This window comes from Streptomyces sp. NPDC096152, assembly GCF_044763235.1.
GTDB lineage: Bacteria > Actinomycetota > Actinomycetes > Streptomycetales > Streptomycetaceae > Streptomyces.
Window position 1 is genome coordinate 352,525 of sequence record NZ_JBIWFW010000009.1, and the last position, 15,356, is coordinate 367,880.

A 15,356-nucleotide genomic window follows, 5' to 3' on the forward strand; every position below is an offset into this window, starting at 1 on the left:
CGCCCGGGCGGTGCACGGAGAGCGGCCCGTACGCGGCCTTCGATCACGTACGGGCCGATGGGCCGCCACGCGCCCGGCCGAGAACCCTTGTCGCAGCACCGCATGCCGTGGCCTCGCGGCCGTGGCATGCGGTGCCCCACCAGCCGACGCTTCGACGGCAACGACGGAACGGCGTCCATCGACTCCGCGGAGATCAGCACGACTGTCGTTCGTGGTCGCTTGCGCCATCGTCCACGTACTTCATCACGTTCGGCGCCGACTGCCAGAGGCGCGGGAAGAACTCACGGACTGGCAAGAGCAAACCCGTGAGCGACAGGACGATGAAGACCACCTGATGGATGTGATCCTTGCCTGGCGGCAGCCGAGCCACCAAGTGCACAACCCAGAAGACCGGATAGAACCACTGCGTGAGCCATGCCCATTGATCCCGGCGGCGGAACGGGCCCAGTGTCGTCGTCATCCCGAACAGACCCATGCCGATCGACGCCATGCCGTCAGCCCGCATGAGTGGTTCGGGGGAGGGTGGCGCCACGACTGTGACGATGCCGAAGGCCAGAATGCCGGCACCGACGATGGACAAGCAGATCCAACTGACCTTCATACGGGCGCTTGTGCGCTGCACGTGGGAACCTACCCGTCTTCGATGGATGATGGATCAGGTTCGGCGGTGTCGAGGGCCCCGTCAATCCCTTCCGACAGGGCTGGTCGGGGCCCTCGACCAATGATTTGCCGGCGTCGCGCTCGCGGCGGCAGACATTCACTCCACTGATAAGCGGCGAGGGCCAGAGACTGCCTGACCCACGGTGATCGGGATATGGCGGAGACCGCCAAATATGCCGTGGTGGTCGGCACTTCAGCCGATGCGAGTCCCCGTTCCGCTGACACGGACGCGTGAGTCACCCGCGCGCAGCGTCACCGTGAGCTCGCCGGGACGGCCCAGGTCCTCGCCCTGATGCAGGCTGAGAACGGCGTCCTCGGGGACCAGGCCCAGCTCGCGGGCGTACGCACCGAACGCGGCGGCCGCGGCGCCGGTCGCGGGGTCCTCGATGACGCCGCCGACGGGGAACGGGTCACGAACGTGGAAGACGGTGGCCGACTCCCGCCACACCAACTGGACCGTGGTCAGGTCCAGGCGGTGCATCAGGGCTTCGAGACGCGCGAAGTCGTACGCAAGGTCCGCCAGACGCGCGCGAGTCGCCGCCGCGAGCACGAGATGGCGGGCACCGGCGAACGCGATACGGGGCGGAAAGGCCGGGTCGAGATCGGCGACCGGCCAGCCGAGCGCGGCGAGCGCCTCCGCGAGGTCGACGTCAGCGATCCTCTCGACGTACGGCTCGACACTGGTGAGTGTGGCAGTGACCGTCCCGCCCTCCTCGGCCACCTGCACCGGCACGGTGCCGGCGGGCGTCGCGAAAAGCAGTTCCCCGGGACCTGTCCGCTCGGCGAGCGCGACGGCGGTCGCGACGGTGGCGTGCCCGCAGAACGGCACCTCGGCCTTCGGACTGAAGTAACGGATGCTGTAGGCCCTTCCTCGCCGGCCGCCGAGATCCTCCGGGGGCGCGGTCAGGAAAGCGGACTCCGAGTATCCGAGGTCGGCGGCGATGGCCAGCATGGCGCTGTCGTCCAGTCCGGTGGCGTCCAGAACGACGCCGGCGGGGTTCCCGCCGTCGGGGGCGCTGGAGAAGGCGGTGTATCGCAGCACCTCGGGCCGCGGCGCGTTTGTCGTCATGGTTGCGGCAACACGGGGCGGCCCGCGGCTATTTCCCAAGGAAACGTTGACCTTGCGGCGTTCGGCCCGCTCGTGCTCACACGTCGGCGAGCCGACGGTCTCCGGGGCGATCTGCGTGCCCCAACCCTGGAGCCCGCACATTGACGCGCGGCCGGAGTCTCAGTGACCGAGTCAAGCTCCATACCTACGGGCGGGGTGCTTGCTGCCCAATGAGCCCTTGACCTTGCCGCTGGCGGCAGGGTTGAACGATGCCGAGCATGAACAGCACCGCGACGCAGAGCAATAGAGTTGTCGTCGTCACCGGAGCCGGCACCGGCATCGGCCGGGCAACGGCCCGTGCCTTTGCCGCCGAGGGCGCCCATGTGGTCGTGATCGGACGACGCAGCGAGTTGCTGGAGGAGACCGCGGCCGGACACAACCGGATCATGCCGCTGCCGGCTGACCTCACAGCCGAGGGCGAGCCGGAGCGGATCGTCCAGACCGTGGCGAGGACATACGGCCGGTTGGACGTGCTGGCAGCCGGGCGTCGCGCAGTGAGAGTTGAGCCGTGTCCGGGTCGACCGGTGAAGCCAGTGGCGTGACTCAGAGGTGTTCCTGGAGTCCTGGCGCGGAGCCGCGCCTGCGGGAAACCCCCGCCAGCTCCGCCTGCGGCTGTTCTCCGCCGGAGCCCAAGTGGTCACCACCAGCCGCCGCCGCACTCTTCGCCTCGCGAAGCATTGGCCCTTCACCAGCGTGATCACTGCCACCCTGGCACAACTGGAAGCCCGCACGCCGATCAGCCCCGACAATCTGACGACACACCAGTCAAGTCCCACTACCCATTGTGTATGCGTCCTAACATTCCGTGAGGAGATGATCGACGCCCGCGGGCCGCAGAAGGCGAGAGAAATGATTGCACGAAGAGACGTGCTCGTAGTCGGGGCCGTTGGCGGGGCGGCCCTGGTCCTTCCAGGACCTAATGGGGCGGTGGCACTCCCGAATGGGACCGTGGTGGCCCCAAGCGCCAGGTCTGTCGGCACATTCCCAGTCCCCACCCTGGACCCCACAACCATCCCGAAATACGTCACCGACCTGGTGATCCCGCCGGTGATGCCGATGGCTCGCCACTCGAAGCGTCATGACATCGACACATACGTCATCGGCGTCCGGCAGTTCAGCCAGCAGGTATTGCCGCCCACTTTGCCGTCCACCACCGTATGGGGATACGGCTCGCTCGGGGACAGCAACACCTTCAACTATCCGTCGTTCACCATCGAGGCCAGGGTCGATCGGCCTGTCCGGGTCACCTGGGTGAACGATCTCGTCGACGACCAGGGCCGTTTCCTCCCGCACTTGCTGACGGTCGACCCCACCCTGCACTGGGCGAACCCGCCCGGCGGCAATGTCGGGCGCGATTCCCGGCCGACGTTCAGCAATACGCCGCCTCCGTATGACGGACCCGTGCCGATCGTCACTCACCTGCACGGTGGGCATTCCGCCGAGGAGAGCGACGGCTACGCCGAAGCGTGGTACCTGCCACGCGCGAACAATATTCCTCCTGGATTCGCCACCGTGGGCTCGTTCTACAACGAGTTCCGGGAGAAGTTCGCCGATGAGCACGGCCTGAAGTGGAAGCCGGGTACCGCGACCTTCCAGTACGCCAACCGCCAACGGGCGGCGACCATCTGGTTCCACGATCACACCCTGGGTATGACCCGGCTCAACGTGTACGCCGGGCCCGCCGGATTCTATCTGCTGCGTGGCGGCGAGTGTGATCTGCCCAAGGGGGTTCTGCCCGGGCCGGCGCCCGCCTTCGGCGATCCGCCGGGCACGCGGTACCACGAGATCCCCCTGGCCATCCAGGACCGCTCGTTCAACTCAGACGGCTCGCTGTTCTACCCCACGAGCCGGGAATTCTTCGACGGGTTCCCTGGGCCGTACATTCCCACCACCGATGTATCGCCCTACTGGAACCCCGAATTCTTCGCCAACACCATGGTGGTCAACGGTCGGACATGGCCGAAGCTCGAGGTCGAGCCGCGCCGCTACAGGCTGCGCTTCCTCAACGGATGCAATGCCCGGTTCCTGATCCTGAAGATCGCGGACAATCCGACCGCCCGGCCGGCCCAGTCGGCTGTACCGTTCTGGCAGATCGGCAACGAGGGCGGGTTCCTGCCCGCACCGGTACAGCTGGAGCAGCTGCTGTTGGCCAACGCGGAGCGGGCCGACGTCATCGTCGACTTCACCGGGATCCCGGAAGGCACCGAGCTGTACCTCATCAACGAGGGACCGGACTCGCCCTTCGGCGGCCGCGGCGTTCCCTTCGACGCGGCGGATCCGGACACTACCGGGCAGGTGATGAAATTCGTGGTCGGGCCGCTGGTGAGCAAGGACAAGAGCGTCCCGCCGGACAAGCTCAAGTTGCCCAAGATCAGGCCACTCGGCTCGCCGAGCGTCACTCGCCGGCTCTCCCTCAACGAGGTGACATCAACCAACGTCCCCCCAGTGCCGCCTGACACGCCGGTCGAGACCTTGCTCGGCACGGTCGACTCCGCCGGCAATCCGGTGCTGCTCGGCTGGGCCGACCCGGTCACGGAGAACCCGAGGGTGAACGCGACCGAAACATGGGAGCTGTACAACTTCACTGCGGACGCCCACCCGATCCACATCCACGAGGTGGCGTTCGAGGTGGTGAACCGGCAACCGTTCAATGGGCCACCCATTCCGCCGGAGAGCTGGGAGCGTGGCTTCAAAGACACCGTGATCGCCTATCCGGGAGAAATCACCCGGGTGAAGGCAACGTTCGACCGCCCTGGTCGCTTCGTCTGGCACTGCCACATCGTCGAGCACGAGGACAACGAGATGATGCGGCCGTACCAAATCGGAGGCAGACACAAGAAGGACCACTGACACGTCTGCGCCTGTGGTCGGTCACAGCAGTCGGGCCACCACGGAGGAGGTCTTCCGCATACAGCTACGGCCCGTGATAGCGAAAGGGGTTACGGCGAAGTGGTGGCCTGATCAACTTCGTCTGGCCTCCTGTGTGACCCCTGCGCACGACAGAGGGCCATTCGCTCAACACACGCGAATGGCCCTCTCACCTGCCCGGGGTCGCGGGGTTTGAACCCACTACCTTCTCGTCCCGAAGCAACTTGGGCGGGGGTGCTTCCTTGAGCTGCTGCGCGTCTCACCTGCTGTGACGGTCCGCGGGCAACCGCGGTTGTCCGCCGTTGTGCGTCGGCGTCGTCACGCAGTCAGACACGCACCGGGCATCGCTGCCCAGTGGGCTTACAAGGGCGTACTCGTCCCGCGTCAACCGGGCCTACCTGCGAGAGCGCGGGATCCGCTGCACGATTCCGGAGCCGGCCGACCAGGCCAGGAACCGCAAGCGGCGCGGGAAGACGGGCGGGCGGCCCCCAGCCTTCGACCGGGAGGACTACGAGGCCCGGCACGCGGTCGAGTGCGGGATCAACCGGCTCAAGCGCGATCGGGCAGTGGCCACCAGGTTCGACAAACTCGCGGTCCGCTTCGAGGCCACCGTCCTGATCGCCGCGATCGGTGAATGGCTGTGACCCGCCGGGCTGTCCCTCCCGCATGCCATGCTGACCGCGACCGGAGGTGGCCGTCCGGGCGGGGCACCCGGTCCACCTGTTGTGAGGCCCATCAAGATCATTACATCGTCATTACGTGATCAGTGGCAAACGGCTGTTTTCGGCGGCATCTGCCTGCACATACGCGAAGACCCCGGCCTCAGCGTTTCCGCTGGTGACGGGGCCTTTGGGCACCTTGTGCCGGGTGCCCCGGCAGGAGTCGAACCTGCGCACACGGCTCCTCGGGCCGCCACACGTGCCGGTGAACCACCTGCGTTCGCAGAATGCAGGGCTTGGGACCGGTCCTGTGAGGGAAGAATGCTGCTGGCGCAGTCGCCCTGCGGGGGCCACACGGTTGGCACCGCGCCCGCGCGCATCCATCACTCCAAGCACCACGATCGGACGGCCTCGTTTGACTACCGCCTCCAGCGAAGCGCTCACCGAGCGCATTCCCGGACGGTCCTGGACCGTACGGCTCACCGGGCACGCCGACCGTACGGCCACCGTCACGTGCAGCATCGCCGCCTGCCGGATGCCGGCGCGCTCCAGGGACCTGGCGGCACTGCGGGCTTTCGCCGCGCGGCATGCGGCCGCCCACGCCCGGGCCGCCACCGTCCGCGCCAACGCCTCCTGCCACTGCCGCGCCGAGCACTGCGAGGCGCACCCGCAGGCCACGGTGCACCACTGCACGGGCGGCGTGCTGCTCATCCTGCGCCACGACGCAACCGTCGGCCGCGTCTGGGTGGTCGAAGAGGTCTGCGAGAGCTGCGCGCCGCTGATCCCGCACGCCTCCGTCGTGGGCCGCGCCCAGCGACGCCCCACCCCCGTCGTGCAGCGGGCCGAGACGGTCCCGGCACCGGACGTCCCCCGTGTTCCCGGAGGGTTCTCCTCCGCGGGCGCCGCCGACACCGGCCCTCAGCCCGCACGCAGGCCGCGGCGGTCACCGCGCCCGCCGCGCGGCCGAAGCTCCAGGCAGGGACGCTGACGCCCCTGCGCTGCTGCTGTGGGGCCGCCCGCTGAGGAGGCGCGCCGTCCCCGGCTGTCGAGCAGTAAGTCCTTGATGAGCGAGCACACCGCTGCCCTGCTGGAGCCTGTCGGATGGGTCGGCCGGGCGGTCCGCCGTGACCAGCCACGACGTGCTGCGAAGCCGGACCGTGCCGTCCGCCGCCTGCTGGGCGCGTAGATGGTCCGTCAGGCTGCGGCAAGCTCGGGCCCGCGCGGGTGCATCAGCCTGTTCCATCAGGTGGCGGCCGGGGCCGGTACCCAGCAGAAATCGCGCCGCGTCCTCGGCTCCGTGCCCCCATGTCCCTTACGCCTGCGCCTGGTTGATGCTGATGCCGGTGAACCCGGACTTGGTGAGGACGTCGTGGATGCGCTCTGGGGCAGCCAGGGAGAACATGCCGGGCAGCCCCGGCCGCCCGAAGTCGCCGACGGGCAGAAGGTCGCGCAGTGACGCCATCGCCGCCACCCAGCCGTTGAGTGCGGCGTCAGCCGGGCAGACGAACGCCAGGCGCCCGCCGGGCCGCAGCGCCCGGCCGACGTTACCGAAGGCCGCTACCGGATCGGCGAAGAACATCACCCCGAAGCGGCTGACCGCCGTGTCGAACGCGCCTGCTTCGAAGGGGTACACCTGGGCGTCTCCCTGCGTGAAGGATGCGTTGGCGAGGCCCTCCCTCTCCGCACGGGCCCGCGCCGCGGCCAGCATCGGGCCGGACAGGTCGAGGCCCAGCGCATGCCCTTGGGGCGAGAACGAGAGAGGCCCAAGGCACCGCGCGGAGTGGCGACGCCGGACGTACGCGAGCGGCTGTTCGCGGCGGCCGAGCGCGTCGTGGGCGGGGCGGGCCCGGCGCGCTCACCAGCCGGGCCGTCACGACGGAGGCGGGCTGCTCCAAGGGTCTGCTGCACGCGCACTTCGCGGGGCTCGATGAATTCGTGGCCGAGCTCTGCCTCGACCGGTTCGCGCGGGCGGCGGCGAAGGCGCAGGAACTCGCGGGGCTCGCCGGACAAGACACGGTGGCGCAGAATTTCAACGCCGTCGCCCTCGTCCTGTTCGACTCGGCCCGCCCGGCTCTCTCGGGTCTTGCCGTCAGCCGCCCCGACACCGCGCTGCGCATCCGACAGGCCCTGGAAGGCGGGGCGCCGGGCCTCACCGCGATCCAGGAGGCCGTCACCGGCTATCTGAAGGCCGAAAGAAGGCTCGGCCGGGTGGCGGAGACCGTCGACCCGGACACCGTGGCCCTCGCCGTCGTCGGCACTGCCCACCACCTCCTGATGACCAGCTGGCCGGAGACACCTGACCCACGGCCCTCCATGACGCGCTTGGGGGCCGCGTTGGTGGAGGGCTGGAAGCCGTCTGGTGGGTCATTCGCGGAGCCGGAGACGGACGGCTCCGTCGGCCACGGGGACTGGGGGTGTGCCCGCCGGCCGCCTGGGGTGGAGGCCGGCGGACACACAGGCGCCGGCCGCTGGGCCGGCGACTCTCGCCTGCGTCCCCAAGCGAGCCCTTGCAGCCGGAGTGCCCACCGCCGGTGAGCCGACACCTGTCGCGAGTCAGCGGATGGCGTTGGCGTGGAGATGGTTGAGGGCGGTGAAGACGGCCGTGTTGCGGTGCCAGAGCAGCCAGCGGCCGACCTGGCCGCCGACCTGATCGAGCTCGGCCAGCTGGGCAGGGGTGAGGTCGTGCAGGGTCTGCTCGTGGTGGGAGGAGATCATGCCGATCACGGTGCCGTTCGGGCTGCGCAGGGGGACGCTGTGGCAGGCGCGGCTGCTGGCCTGCAGGATCACCTGCCGGGAGCCCTCGTCGAAGGCGTCGGAGGCGGCGACATCTTTGACGGTGACCTGACGACTCTCCTCCGCGGCCTGCGCACAGGAGGTGGTGGAGGTTTCGACGAAGGCGAAGTAGTCGGTGAAGCGGCGGCTCAGCCCGCTGTGCTTCTCCATACGGAGCATGCCGTTCTCCACCAGCTGCACATTGCCCATCTCGGCACCGGTGATGTGCAGAGTACGGGTCAGTGCGGCCTTCAGGACGGCACTGTGGCTGACGAGCCCCTGCCCGTTCGTCTCCAGTACGGGCAGCGGGGGCGCCGCCCCGTGCGGACGGCTCGGGACCCAGTTCACGGCGCCCGCCGCCGGAGCGGGCACGCGGATGGCCGTCTCGGCGAGAGTGTGCAGTTTGATGTTGAACCGCTGGGAGGTGTGACGCAGAAGGTCGAATGCCTCACTGGCGGACGAGAGCCGGTAGCGCGTGACAAGGAGCCGTTCGGCGCGCGCGACGCCGGCGCGCGCCAGTCGCCGGTTCCGCTCATCGATCGCCTGCTGCTCGACGTCCTGAGCAAGGTGTCCGGTGATCGGGCGGGTAGTGGGCGTTGGCGGGTACTGGGTCACGGGCAGGGCCTCCTTATCTGGCAGCATCCGGGTCGGCGCCACGCGGCGACGTCCGCGCTGCTGACAGCGCTGCGGTGCCTGTTTGCCCAAACACCTTCCTCGTTTCACAGTACGCACACCTGGGCCGGGGCCTGTCTAGGGCCAGGGTGCCGCTCTGGGGGAGGCCCCGCGCCTGCTTGCGTGACTTGAACCTCGGCGCGCCCAGACTGGTGGGCCCCGCGCGCTGCCCCTTGAGGGAGGCGAAGAAGTTGCGGTAGGCGGCCTCGGCATCGCGCAGCGCCTGTTGCAGTACCACCGCGGAGACCTCGCCCAGCCAGGCCCGCTCGGCGGTCCGCTTGGCCTGTTGTCGGGTACAGGCGGAAGCCGTACCGAAGCTGCATACCGAGCACCCTACGTAATCGGGTGATGGCTGAGATGCAGAACAGCAGGACTGGCCGACACTGTGTTTTCGTGATGCACGTTCACTTGGTCTTTGGTGTCGGTGAAGGCGGTGCCGGTCACCTGCGTGACGGTGACCTTGTTGCCGTCGCGGTAGACGTCGTAACCGCTCACCCCGGTGTCGTCGGTGGACGCGGTCCAGGCGAGGGAGACGCTGGTGGCGGTCCACACCGTCGCCTTCAGCGCGGTCGGTGCGGTGGGCGCGGAGGTGTCACCGCCCGGGGTGCCGCCGCCGTCCGCGGGCACGGTCGGGTAGGCGTTCCGCACCAGCATCGCGAACGCGTCGGGGAACCAGTGCCCGGCCAGGGGAGCGTTCGGCAGGGCGCCGGTCTTGTTGTTGCCCGCGTTGGGTGCCGTGTACGTGGGGTCGCACATGGGGTCCAGGCGCTTGCCCTCGTCGTTGGGGATGTCGGTGGCGGCGCCGTCCGACTCGCCCGGCGGCTTGACCCACAGGAACGCGTCGAGGTGGGAGTCGGGGTAGCCGGCGGGAGCGGCCTGCGGGGGCTGTCCGAGCCCGGCGCCGCTGACGTTGCACCACAGGCCCCGGTGGGCCCTGCGGTCGACTCGGGAGTCGCCGACGTAGGTCTCGAGACTGGTGCTGGTGCTCTCCGCGCTGGGGCGCCCGGTGCCGCCCCACCCGTTGCGGGAGGTGTCGATCAGCATGCCGGTCGCATCGGGCCAGCCCGCAGCGACGAGCGCCCGGTGCACGTTCCTGGTGAAGTCGGTCTCGTCGAAATTGGGGTTCCACTCGTAGAACTTGCCGGACTTGACCGGGTTCCCGCCGACGTTCTTGTCCGGGTCGGTCAGGAAGGGTTCCGTGAGCGGCGTGTAGTTGGCGACGTTGGTGATCAGTCCGTCGACGCCGGCGAAGCCCGCCGAGGTGCCCTTGGCGACGTCCGTGTAGAGCTGCACGGTCTGCGAGAGGTTGTTGTCCCAGCCCAGCCATCCCGCGTGCGCGAAGTCCAGGTAGGTGTAGACGTTGGGGACGGCGTGCAGCTTGTCCAGGGCGTACTGGATGCCCTTGACGTAGATGCCGGTGCTCTTCGCCTGGGCGCACTCCGGGTCGGCGGTGTTCGTCACCAGGTTGGGCAGCCCGTCGGGCTCGATGACGGTCGTGATGCGGACGTCCTGGTACTTCGGGTTCTTGAAGACGTTCGCGATGGCGTCGATGTACTCGCTCTCGTAGCGGTCGAGTCCGGCCTGGGTGAGGGGGAGTTCGCCGTTGGAGGCAAGGGCCGCGCAGTCCCGGCCGGGCAGGTCGTAGATCACGAAGGTCGCGGCGATCGGTTGCCCGGGCTTCTTCTGCGTCAGGGCCAGGTCGAGGTGGTCGGCGAGGCTCTTGCGGCCGGCGTTGGCGTCGCCGCCTTTGATGGCGGCGATCCGGTCGAGCCACACCGCGGTGGGGTACGTCCCCACTCTCTGCATCCGGGCCTTGAGCGTGGCGTCGGCGATCTGCGCCGCCGAGGTGCCGACCAGGTCGGCGTAGTCGGGGTTGACGTAGAAGGTGGCTCCGGCGAACGGGTTGTCGGCGTGTGCCTCGGCAGCGGCCGCCGGATGCCCTGTCAGCTGGCCCGCCATGCTCAGCGCCAGCGCCAGGGCGGCGAGCGCCGCGGTGAGTGAGGTCTTCCGGCGCCGGGGCCGGCCCGGCTCGGGTGCCCGCACTCGTCCAGGGGCGTGTGTCACGTGTCCTCCTTCAGGTTGCTCTGTGGGGAGTGCAAGGTGGTGCAAGGGTGTGTCGCGTGGGGCGGTGCGCGCGCTGCCGGGACCGGTCCGGGCGGCTGCCGATGCAGTGCGGGCCGGCCCGGCGACGGGCGTCCGAACGAGGTGGTGGCGGCTCCCCGAGCGAGGAGCCGGAGGAGACGGCGGTGTGAATCGACCTGGTTCGGTGGACCGGCTGTGGCGGCCTGTGGCCTCGGTGAGCGGTACTGGCGCGCGCGGTCTGACGGGAGACCGCGTGACCTACGGCGTAGCCGCTGTCTCCTGCGGCGTGAGCGCCACCCCAGGTGTCAGACGGGCGTGCAAGCGGTGCCGTTGAGGCTGAAGCCCGCGGGCTTGACGAAGGCGCCGACGTAGGTGCCCTGGAAGCCGAAGGACGCCTTGCCGTTGGCCGGGATCTCCGCGTTGTAGGCGGCATTGCTCGCCGTGACCCCTCCCGACGACGGCGTGAGACCGGCGTTCCAGGCATGGGTGATCTGCTGTCCGGACGGCAGTGTGAACGCCAGCTTCCAGCCGCTGACCGGTGAGGAACCGCTGTTGGTGACGGTGACGTCGGCGGTGAAGCCGCCCTGCCAGACGTTCGTCCCGTACGACACGGCGCAGGCCGAGGAGGTGCCGGGCCCGCCGGGACTCCCGCCACCGGTGTCGATCGTCGAGGAGAAGGAGGTCACGGCGAGTCCGGTGCCGTTCTGCCAGGGTTCGAAACCGGCCTGCACGCTGGTCAGGTACCAGCCGTTCTGTGCCAGCCCACGCGAGACGGCCTGCCGGACGAAGTCCATGACGTCGAAGTTCCAGCTGGAGATCGCCGCCGGGGCGACGAAGGAGAGGACGTCGTTGGAGCCGTTGTTGCCGGACCACACCTGCCACTGGCGCCCGGCCACGTTGCTCGTGCCGACCTGCGAGCCGACGGGCTGAACGGGGCCCACCTTGTCGAACCAGATCATGATCTCGGTCCGGTTGACGCCGTCGGTGCGGGGTGTGGGGTCGAGCCAGATGTCGTAGGCCGCGTCGTACACCGCGCCGCTCACGTAGCCGTAGGAGATGCCGGTCGGCGCGGCGGCGATGCGGCTCAGCTGCGCCGGAAGAGCGGTGCCCGGTGAGCAGTTGGTGTAGTGGCAGCCGTTGTAGACGGACGGGTACGACTTCGGGGCACCGTTCGTCGGCACCGAGCCGTCGGCCTGGGTGATCCGGAAACCCGAGTCGGTGGCGGTGATGCACTGGGTCTGGCTGGTGCCCCAGCGGTTGTTCTGGACGATGTAGCGGCCCTGGATCGTGGTCGATCCGAACTGTTCGCAGATCGATGTGTCGGCCTGGGCCGCCGGGGCGCCGCCGAGCAGCGCCGCCAGGGTGGCGAGCGAGGAGAGGAGTGCGCCGAACAGGCCGTGGGCTCTGCGGGGGAGGGGGTGCCATGACATCTGCATGGGGGTCCTCTCGGAGGGGTGGGGGAGTGATCGCGGGAGCGTCGCCGCGTACTGGAGTGGGAGCGCTCCCATTACCTCCGTTTGAGGGGAATGTAGGAGAGGGTCATGGCCTTGACAAGGCGATGGACACGAAGCCGTCGAGTTTCTTTCGCAGGCGCAGGTCAGAGGCGACTGGCCAACTCCATTGACAAGCAGCCGAGTTGGGAGCGCTCCCGAACTCGTTGCTGAGTTCTGTCCGTTGGATCATGTGACCAATAGGCTGCGACGATGGAACGCGCAACCAACGTGCCCGAGAGCGTCGCCCGGCCTGTGGACCCGGTTCCGGCGAATCACTACGACCGCTTCGCCGAGGCGTACTCGGCGGAGACCGAGAACAACCTCGTGAACGCGCACTACGCGCGCCCCGCGATGCTGGCCCTCGCCGGAGACGTGTCGGGCCGTCGGATCCTGGACGCCGGTTGCGGCTCGGGCCCCCTCTCCGCCGCGCTGCGCGACCGCGGTGCCGTCGTCACAGGCATCGACGCCAGCGCCGGGATGCTGGCACTGGCCAGGCGGCGGCTCGGTGACGACGCGGTCCTGCACCTGGTCGACCTGAGCGACCGCCTGCCGTTCGCCGACGGTGCGTTCGACGACGTGGTCGCGTCGCTGGTGCTGCACTACTTGGAGGACTGGGGGCCGACGCTGGCCGAGCTACGGCGAGTGCTCAGGCCCGGCGGCCGACTGATCGCGTCGGTGGACCACCCTTTCGTGGCCTACGCGATCCAGGACCCTCGGCCCGACTATTTCGCGACCACCAGCTATACCTTCGACTGGACGTTCAACGGGCAGTCCGTCCCGATGAGGTTCTGGCGCAAGCCGTTGCACGCGATGACCGACGCCTTCACCACCGCCGGCTTCCGCCTCTCCGCCATCAGCGAACCGCAGCCCGACCCGGTCGCCCGTGAGCTGTTCCCCGACGGCTTCCACGACCTTTCGAACAAGCCCTGCTTCCTGTTCTTCGTCGTCGAGGTACCGCCGTCGGCCACCGGCTCGGACGACTAGGTTCTGGACAGCGGACCGTCGTCGCAGCCGGGGGATCGTGCCCGCCCTGCCGTCCGCTCACCGGCGGGTTCGGCTTCGGCCGGCCCCCCTCGTGGGACGCGGCGAGCGCCCGCCGTGGACGTCCCTGTCGTCGCCGACAGCGCTCAGGCCGATTCGCGCAGCACCAGTTCGGTTCGCAGGATCACGTGGCGCCAGGCCACCGACGACTCCTCGATCTCCTGGAGCAGCAGCTGGACCATGGTCCTGCCGATGTCCTCGAGGGGCTGCCGAACCGTGGCCAGTCGTGGCTCGGTGCGCTGGGCCAGGGGAAAATCGTCGAAACCGATGACGGCGACGTCCTCCGGTACCCGGCGTCCCGCCGCGCGCAGCGTCACCAGGGCCCCTGCGGCCGTCGTGTCCGACGCGGCGAGGACGCCGTCGATCTCCGGATGCCGTCGCAGGAGCCGCGCCATGGCCTGGCGACCACTCTCCTCGGTGAAGTCGCCCTCGGCGACCCACGACGGCCGGGCGTCCAGGCCGGCCTGCGCCAGGGCCTCGCGGTAGCCGCGCAGCCGGCACTGGGCGACGTACATGTCGAGCGGCCCGGTGATCGTGGCGATCGACCGCCGTCCCGTGGCCAGCAGGTGGGCGACCGCGCCGCGCGCCCCGCCGACGTTGTCCGCGTCGACGTAGCTGACGTGCTCGTCGCCCGAGCGGCGCCCCAGCAGCACGGTCGGCAGCCGGGCCTCGGCGAGCATGTCGGGCAGCGGATCGTCGGCGTGGACGGACATCAGCAGCACGCCGTCGACCCGGCCGCCACGGGCGTACTCCAGGAAGCGCTGCCGCTCGGCTCCCGAGCGGACCAGGGTCAGCAGCAGCTGTGGTCCGGTGTCGGCCAGCGCGTCGCCGATCGCCCGGACGATCTCGGAGAAGAACGGCTCGGCGAACAACCGCCAGTCCGGCTCCGCCATGACGAGCGCGACGGCGTCGGCTCGTCGTCCGGCGAGGGACCGGGCCGCCAGGTTGGGCACGTACCCCAGTTCCGCGATGGCTCGCCGTACGGCTTGTCGCGTCGACTCCTTGACGCCCGCCGCGTTGTTGATGACCCGGGAGACCGTGCCCCGGCCCACTCCGGCGCGGGCGGCCACCTCCTCCAGCGTCGGAGTGCCCGGGTGCCGCCTGCCCATGACCACCTCCCCCAGAGATCACCGATCCTACGATCCGGACGACTCCGACACAGCCGTTCCCGCGGCTCCGAAGCCCACAATCCGCCTGGCTGCGCGTGTGATTGCCGGCCTGTCCGGTGGATCGAGGTGCGGGCGGTGCGCCCAAGGTCAGTGCAGGTCTGCCTGGAGGGCGTGGTGGTGGTCGGCGGGGCAGGTGAAGATGCGCAGTTCTCCCCACTGGCCGACTACGGCGCCTGTCTCGTCGTCGCCGGCCACGGTGAACAGGAGCGTCATGACCGTGCCGCAGTCCCCGCAGGGAAACACTGTCGTACGGCCGGTCAGCCCCTACCACCGGACGTACGGTTCAGCGTGTTCTTGCGAGGAACCCCGGCCCCTTTAGGGGCTCGGGAGGAATCGCATCCTGAGCTGGGCGGCGCGGAGCGCCGCCGCATCGCTGCGTGAAGCTCCCACAACGGCGCCGCGCTCAGTCCGGGCGCTTCTGGTTCTCGATGTATTCCTTGACCACGGCCGGTGAGGCGCCCCCGCAAGAGGCGGCGAAGTACGAGGGGGACCAGAAGCGCTCACCCCAGAGGTACTTCTTGATGTGGTCGGGGAACTCCTTGCGCAGGTAGTGCGCGGAGACGCCCTTGAGGGAGCCGACCAGGGCGGACAATTTGACCTGCGGCGGGTAGTGCACGAGCAGGTGGACGTGGTCCGTCTCACCGTTGAACTCCCGCAGTTCGACGTCGGCCTTGGCGCACACCTCCCGCATGATCTCTTCACACCTGGTGAGGATCGCGTCGGTGAAGACCTTCCGCCGGTACTTGGGAATGAAGACCAGATGCGCATGAAGGGTGTAGACAACGCTACGGCCCCTGCGGATGTCGGCGTTTGGTTCCCAGCGTGGTGACAT

At 69.2% G+C, this 15,356-nt stretch carries 12 protein-coding genes and 4 pseudogenes; 6 read left to right on the top strand and 10 right to left on the bottom strand.

What is annotated here, in order from left to right:
- Positions 1-193 precede the first annotated feature (193 nt).
- Positions 194-601, bottom strand: coding sequence for a hypothetical protein (locus ACIQ9G_RS29775; protein ID WP_403615600.1), 408 nt, complete (start codon positions 599-601; stop codon positions 194-196).
- A gap of 252 nt (positions 602-853) precedes the next feature.
- The gene (locus ACIQ9G_RS29780) at positions 854-1,729 is read right to left on the bottom strand and encodes a PhzF family phenazine biosynthesis protein (RefSeq protein ID WP_403615892.1); all 876 of its coding nucleotides are present in this window, start codon (positions 1,727-1,729) and stop codon (positions 854-856) included.
- A gap of 257 nt (positions 1,730-1,986) precedes the next feature.
- Between ACIQ9G_RS29780 and ACIQ9G_RS29785 the strand changes: the two genes are divergently transcribed.
- From ACIQ9G_RS29785 to ACIQ9G_RS29800, 4 genes and pseudogenes are all read left to right on the top strand, one after another.
- Positions 1,987-2,310 (top strand): SDR family oxidoreductase, encoded by a 324-nt coding sequence (locus ACIQ9G_RS29785; protein WP_403615603.1) that lies wholly within the window; start codon positions 1,987-1,989, stop codon positions 2,308-2,310.
- Between the two features lie 91 nt (positions 2,311-2,401).
- Positions 2,402-4,618, top strand: coding sequence for a multicopper oxidase family protein (locus ACIQ9G_RS29790; protein WP_403615606.1), 2,217 nt, complete (start codon positions 2,402-2,404; stop codon positions 4,616-4,618).
- A gap of 383 nt (positions 4,619-5,001) precedes the next feature.
- Positions 5,002-5,280, top strand: a pseudogene (locus ACIQ9G_RS29795) (transposase); the annotation flags it as partial.
- Between the two features lie 430 nt (positions 5,281-5,710).
- Positions 5,711-6,283, top strand: coding sequence for a hypothetical protein (locus ACIQ9G_RS29800; protein WP_403615608.1), 573 nt, complete (start codon positions 5,711-5,713; stop codon positions 6,281-6,283).
- A gap of 117 nt (positions 6,284-6,400) precedes the next feature.
- Here the strand turns inward: ACIQ9G_RS29800 and ACIQ9G_RS29805 are convergent.
- Positions 6,401-7,045 (bottom strand): annotated as a pseudogene (locus ACIQ9G_RS29805) (class I SAM-dependent methyltransferase); the annotation flags it as partial.
- Here ACIQ9G_RS29805 and ACIQ9G_RS29810 point away from each other — a divergent pair.
- Positions 7,031-7,641 (top strand): annotated as a pseudogene (locus ACIQ9G_RS29810) (TetR/AcrR family transcriptional regulator); the annotation flags it as partial. The pseudogenes ACIQ9G_RS29805 and ACIQ9G_RS29810 overlap by 15 nt on opposite strands.
- 207 nt (positions 7,642-7,848) lie before the next feature.
- Here ACIQ9G_RS29810 and ACIQ9G_RS29815 read toward each other — a convergent pair.
- The 4 genes and pseudogenes from ACIQ9G_RS29815 to ACIQ9G_RS29830 all read right to left on the bottom strand — a co-directional run bounded on the left by ACIQ9G_RS29815 (position 7,849) and on the right by ACIQ9G_RS29830 (position 12,257).
- A complete protein-coding gene (locus tag ACIQ9G_RS29815) occupies positions 7,849-8,682 on the bottom strand; it encodes an ANTAR domain-containing protein (RefSeq protein ID WP_403615610.1) in 834 nt (277 codons plus the stop codon).
- A 166-nt stretch (positions 8,683-8,848) separates the two neighbouring features.
- A pseudogene (locus ACIQ9G_RS29820) lies at positions 8,849-9,025 on the bottom strand (RNA-guided endonuclease TnpB family protein); the annotation flags it as partial.
- A gap of 47 nt (positions 9,026-9,072) precedes the next feature.
- Positions 9,073-10,803 (bottom strand): glycoside hydrolase family 6 protein, encoded by a 1,731-nt coding sequence (locus tag ACIQ9G_RS29825; RefSeq protein ID WP_403615612.1) that lies wholly within the window; start codon positions 10,801-10,803, stop codon positions 9,073-9,075.
- A 323-nt stretch (positions 10,804-11,126) separates the two neighbouring features.
- Positions 11,127-12,257, bottom strand: a complete 1,131-nt coding sequence (locus ACIQ9G_RS29830) for a cellulose binding domain-containing protein (protein ID WP_403615615.1) — start codon at positions 12,255-12,257, stop codon at positions 11,127-11,129.
- Positions 12,258-12,524: 267 nt separating this feature from the next.
- Here ACIQ9G_RS29830 and ACIQ9G_RS29835 point away from each other — a divergent pair, with 267 nt between their 5' ends.
- A complete protein-coding gene (locus ACIQ9G_RS29835) occupies positions 12,525-13,298 on the top strand; it encodes a class I SAM-dependent DNA methyltransferase (protein WP_403615617.1) in 774 nt (257 codons plus the stop codon).
- Positions 13,299-13,441: 143 nt separating this feature from the next.
- Here ACIQ9G_RS29835 and ACIQ9G_RS29840 read toward each other — a convergent pair whose 3' ends face one another.
- The 3 genes from ACIQ9G_RS29840 to tnpA form a co-directional block, all read right to left on the bottom strand.
- On the bottom strand, positions 13,442-14,464 hold the full coding sequence (locus tag ACIQ9G_RS29840) for a LacI family DNA-binding transcriptional regulator (protein WP_403615619.1): 1,023 nt from the start codon (positions 14,462-14,464) through the stop codon (positions 13,442-13,444).
- A gap of 147 nt (positions 14,465-14,611) precedes the next feature.
- Positions 14,612-14,737: a hypothetical protein gene (locus ACIQ9G_RS29845; protein WP_403615621.1), complete on the bottom strand. Its 126-nt coding sequence runs from the start codon at positions 14,735-14,737 to the stop codon at positions 14,612-14,614.
- A 190-nt stretch (positions 14,738-14,927) separates the two neighbouring features.
- Positions 14,928-15,356, bottom strand: a complete 429-nt coding sequence (gene tnpA / locus ACIQ9G_RS29850; RefSeq protein WP_403615623.1) for an IS200/IS605 family transposase — start codon at positions 15,354-15,356, stop codon at positions 14,928-14,930.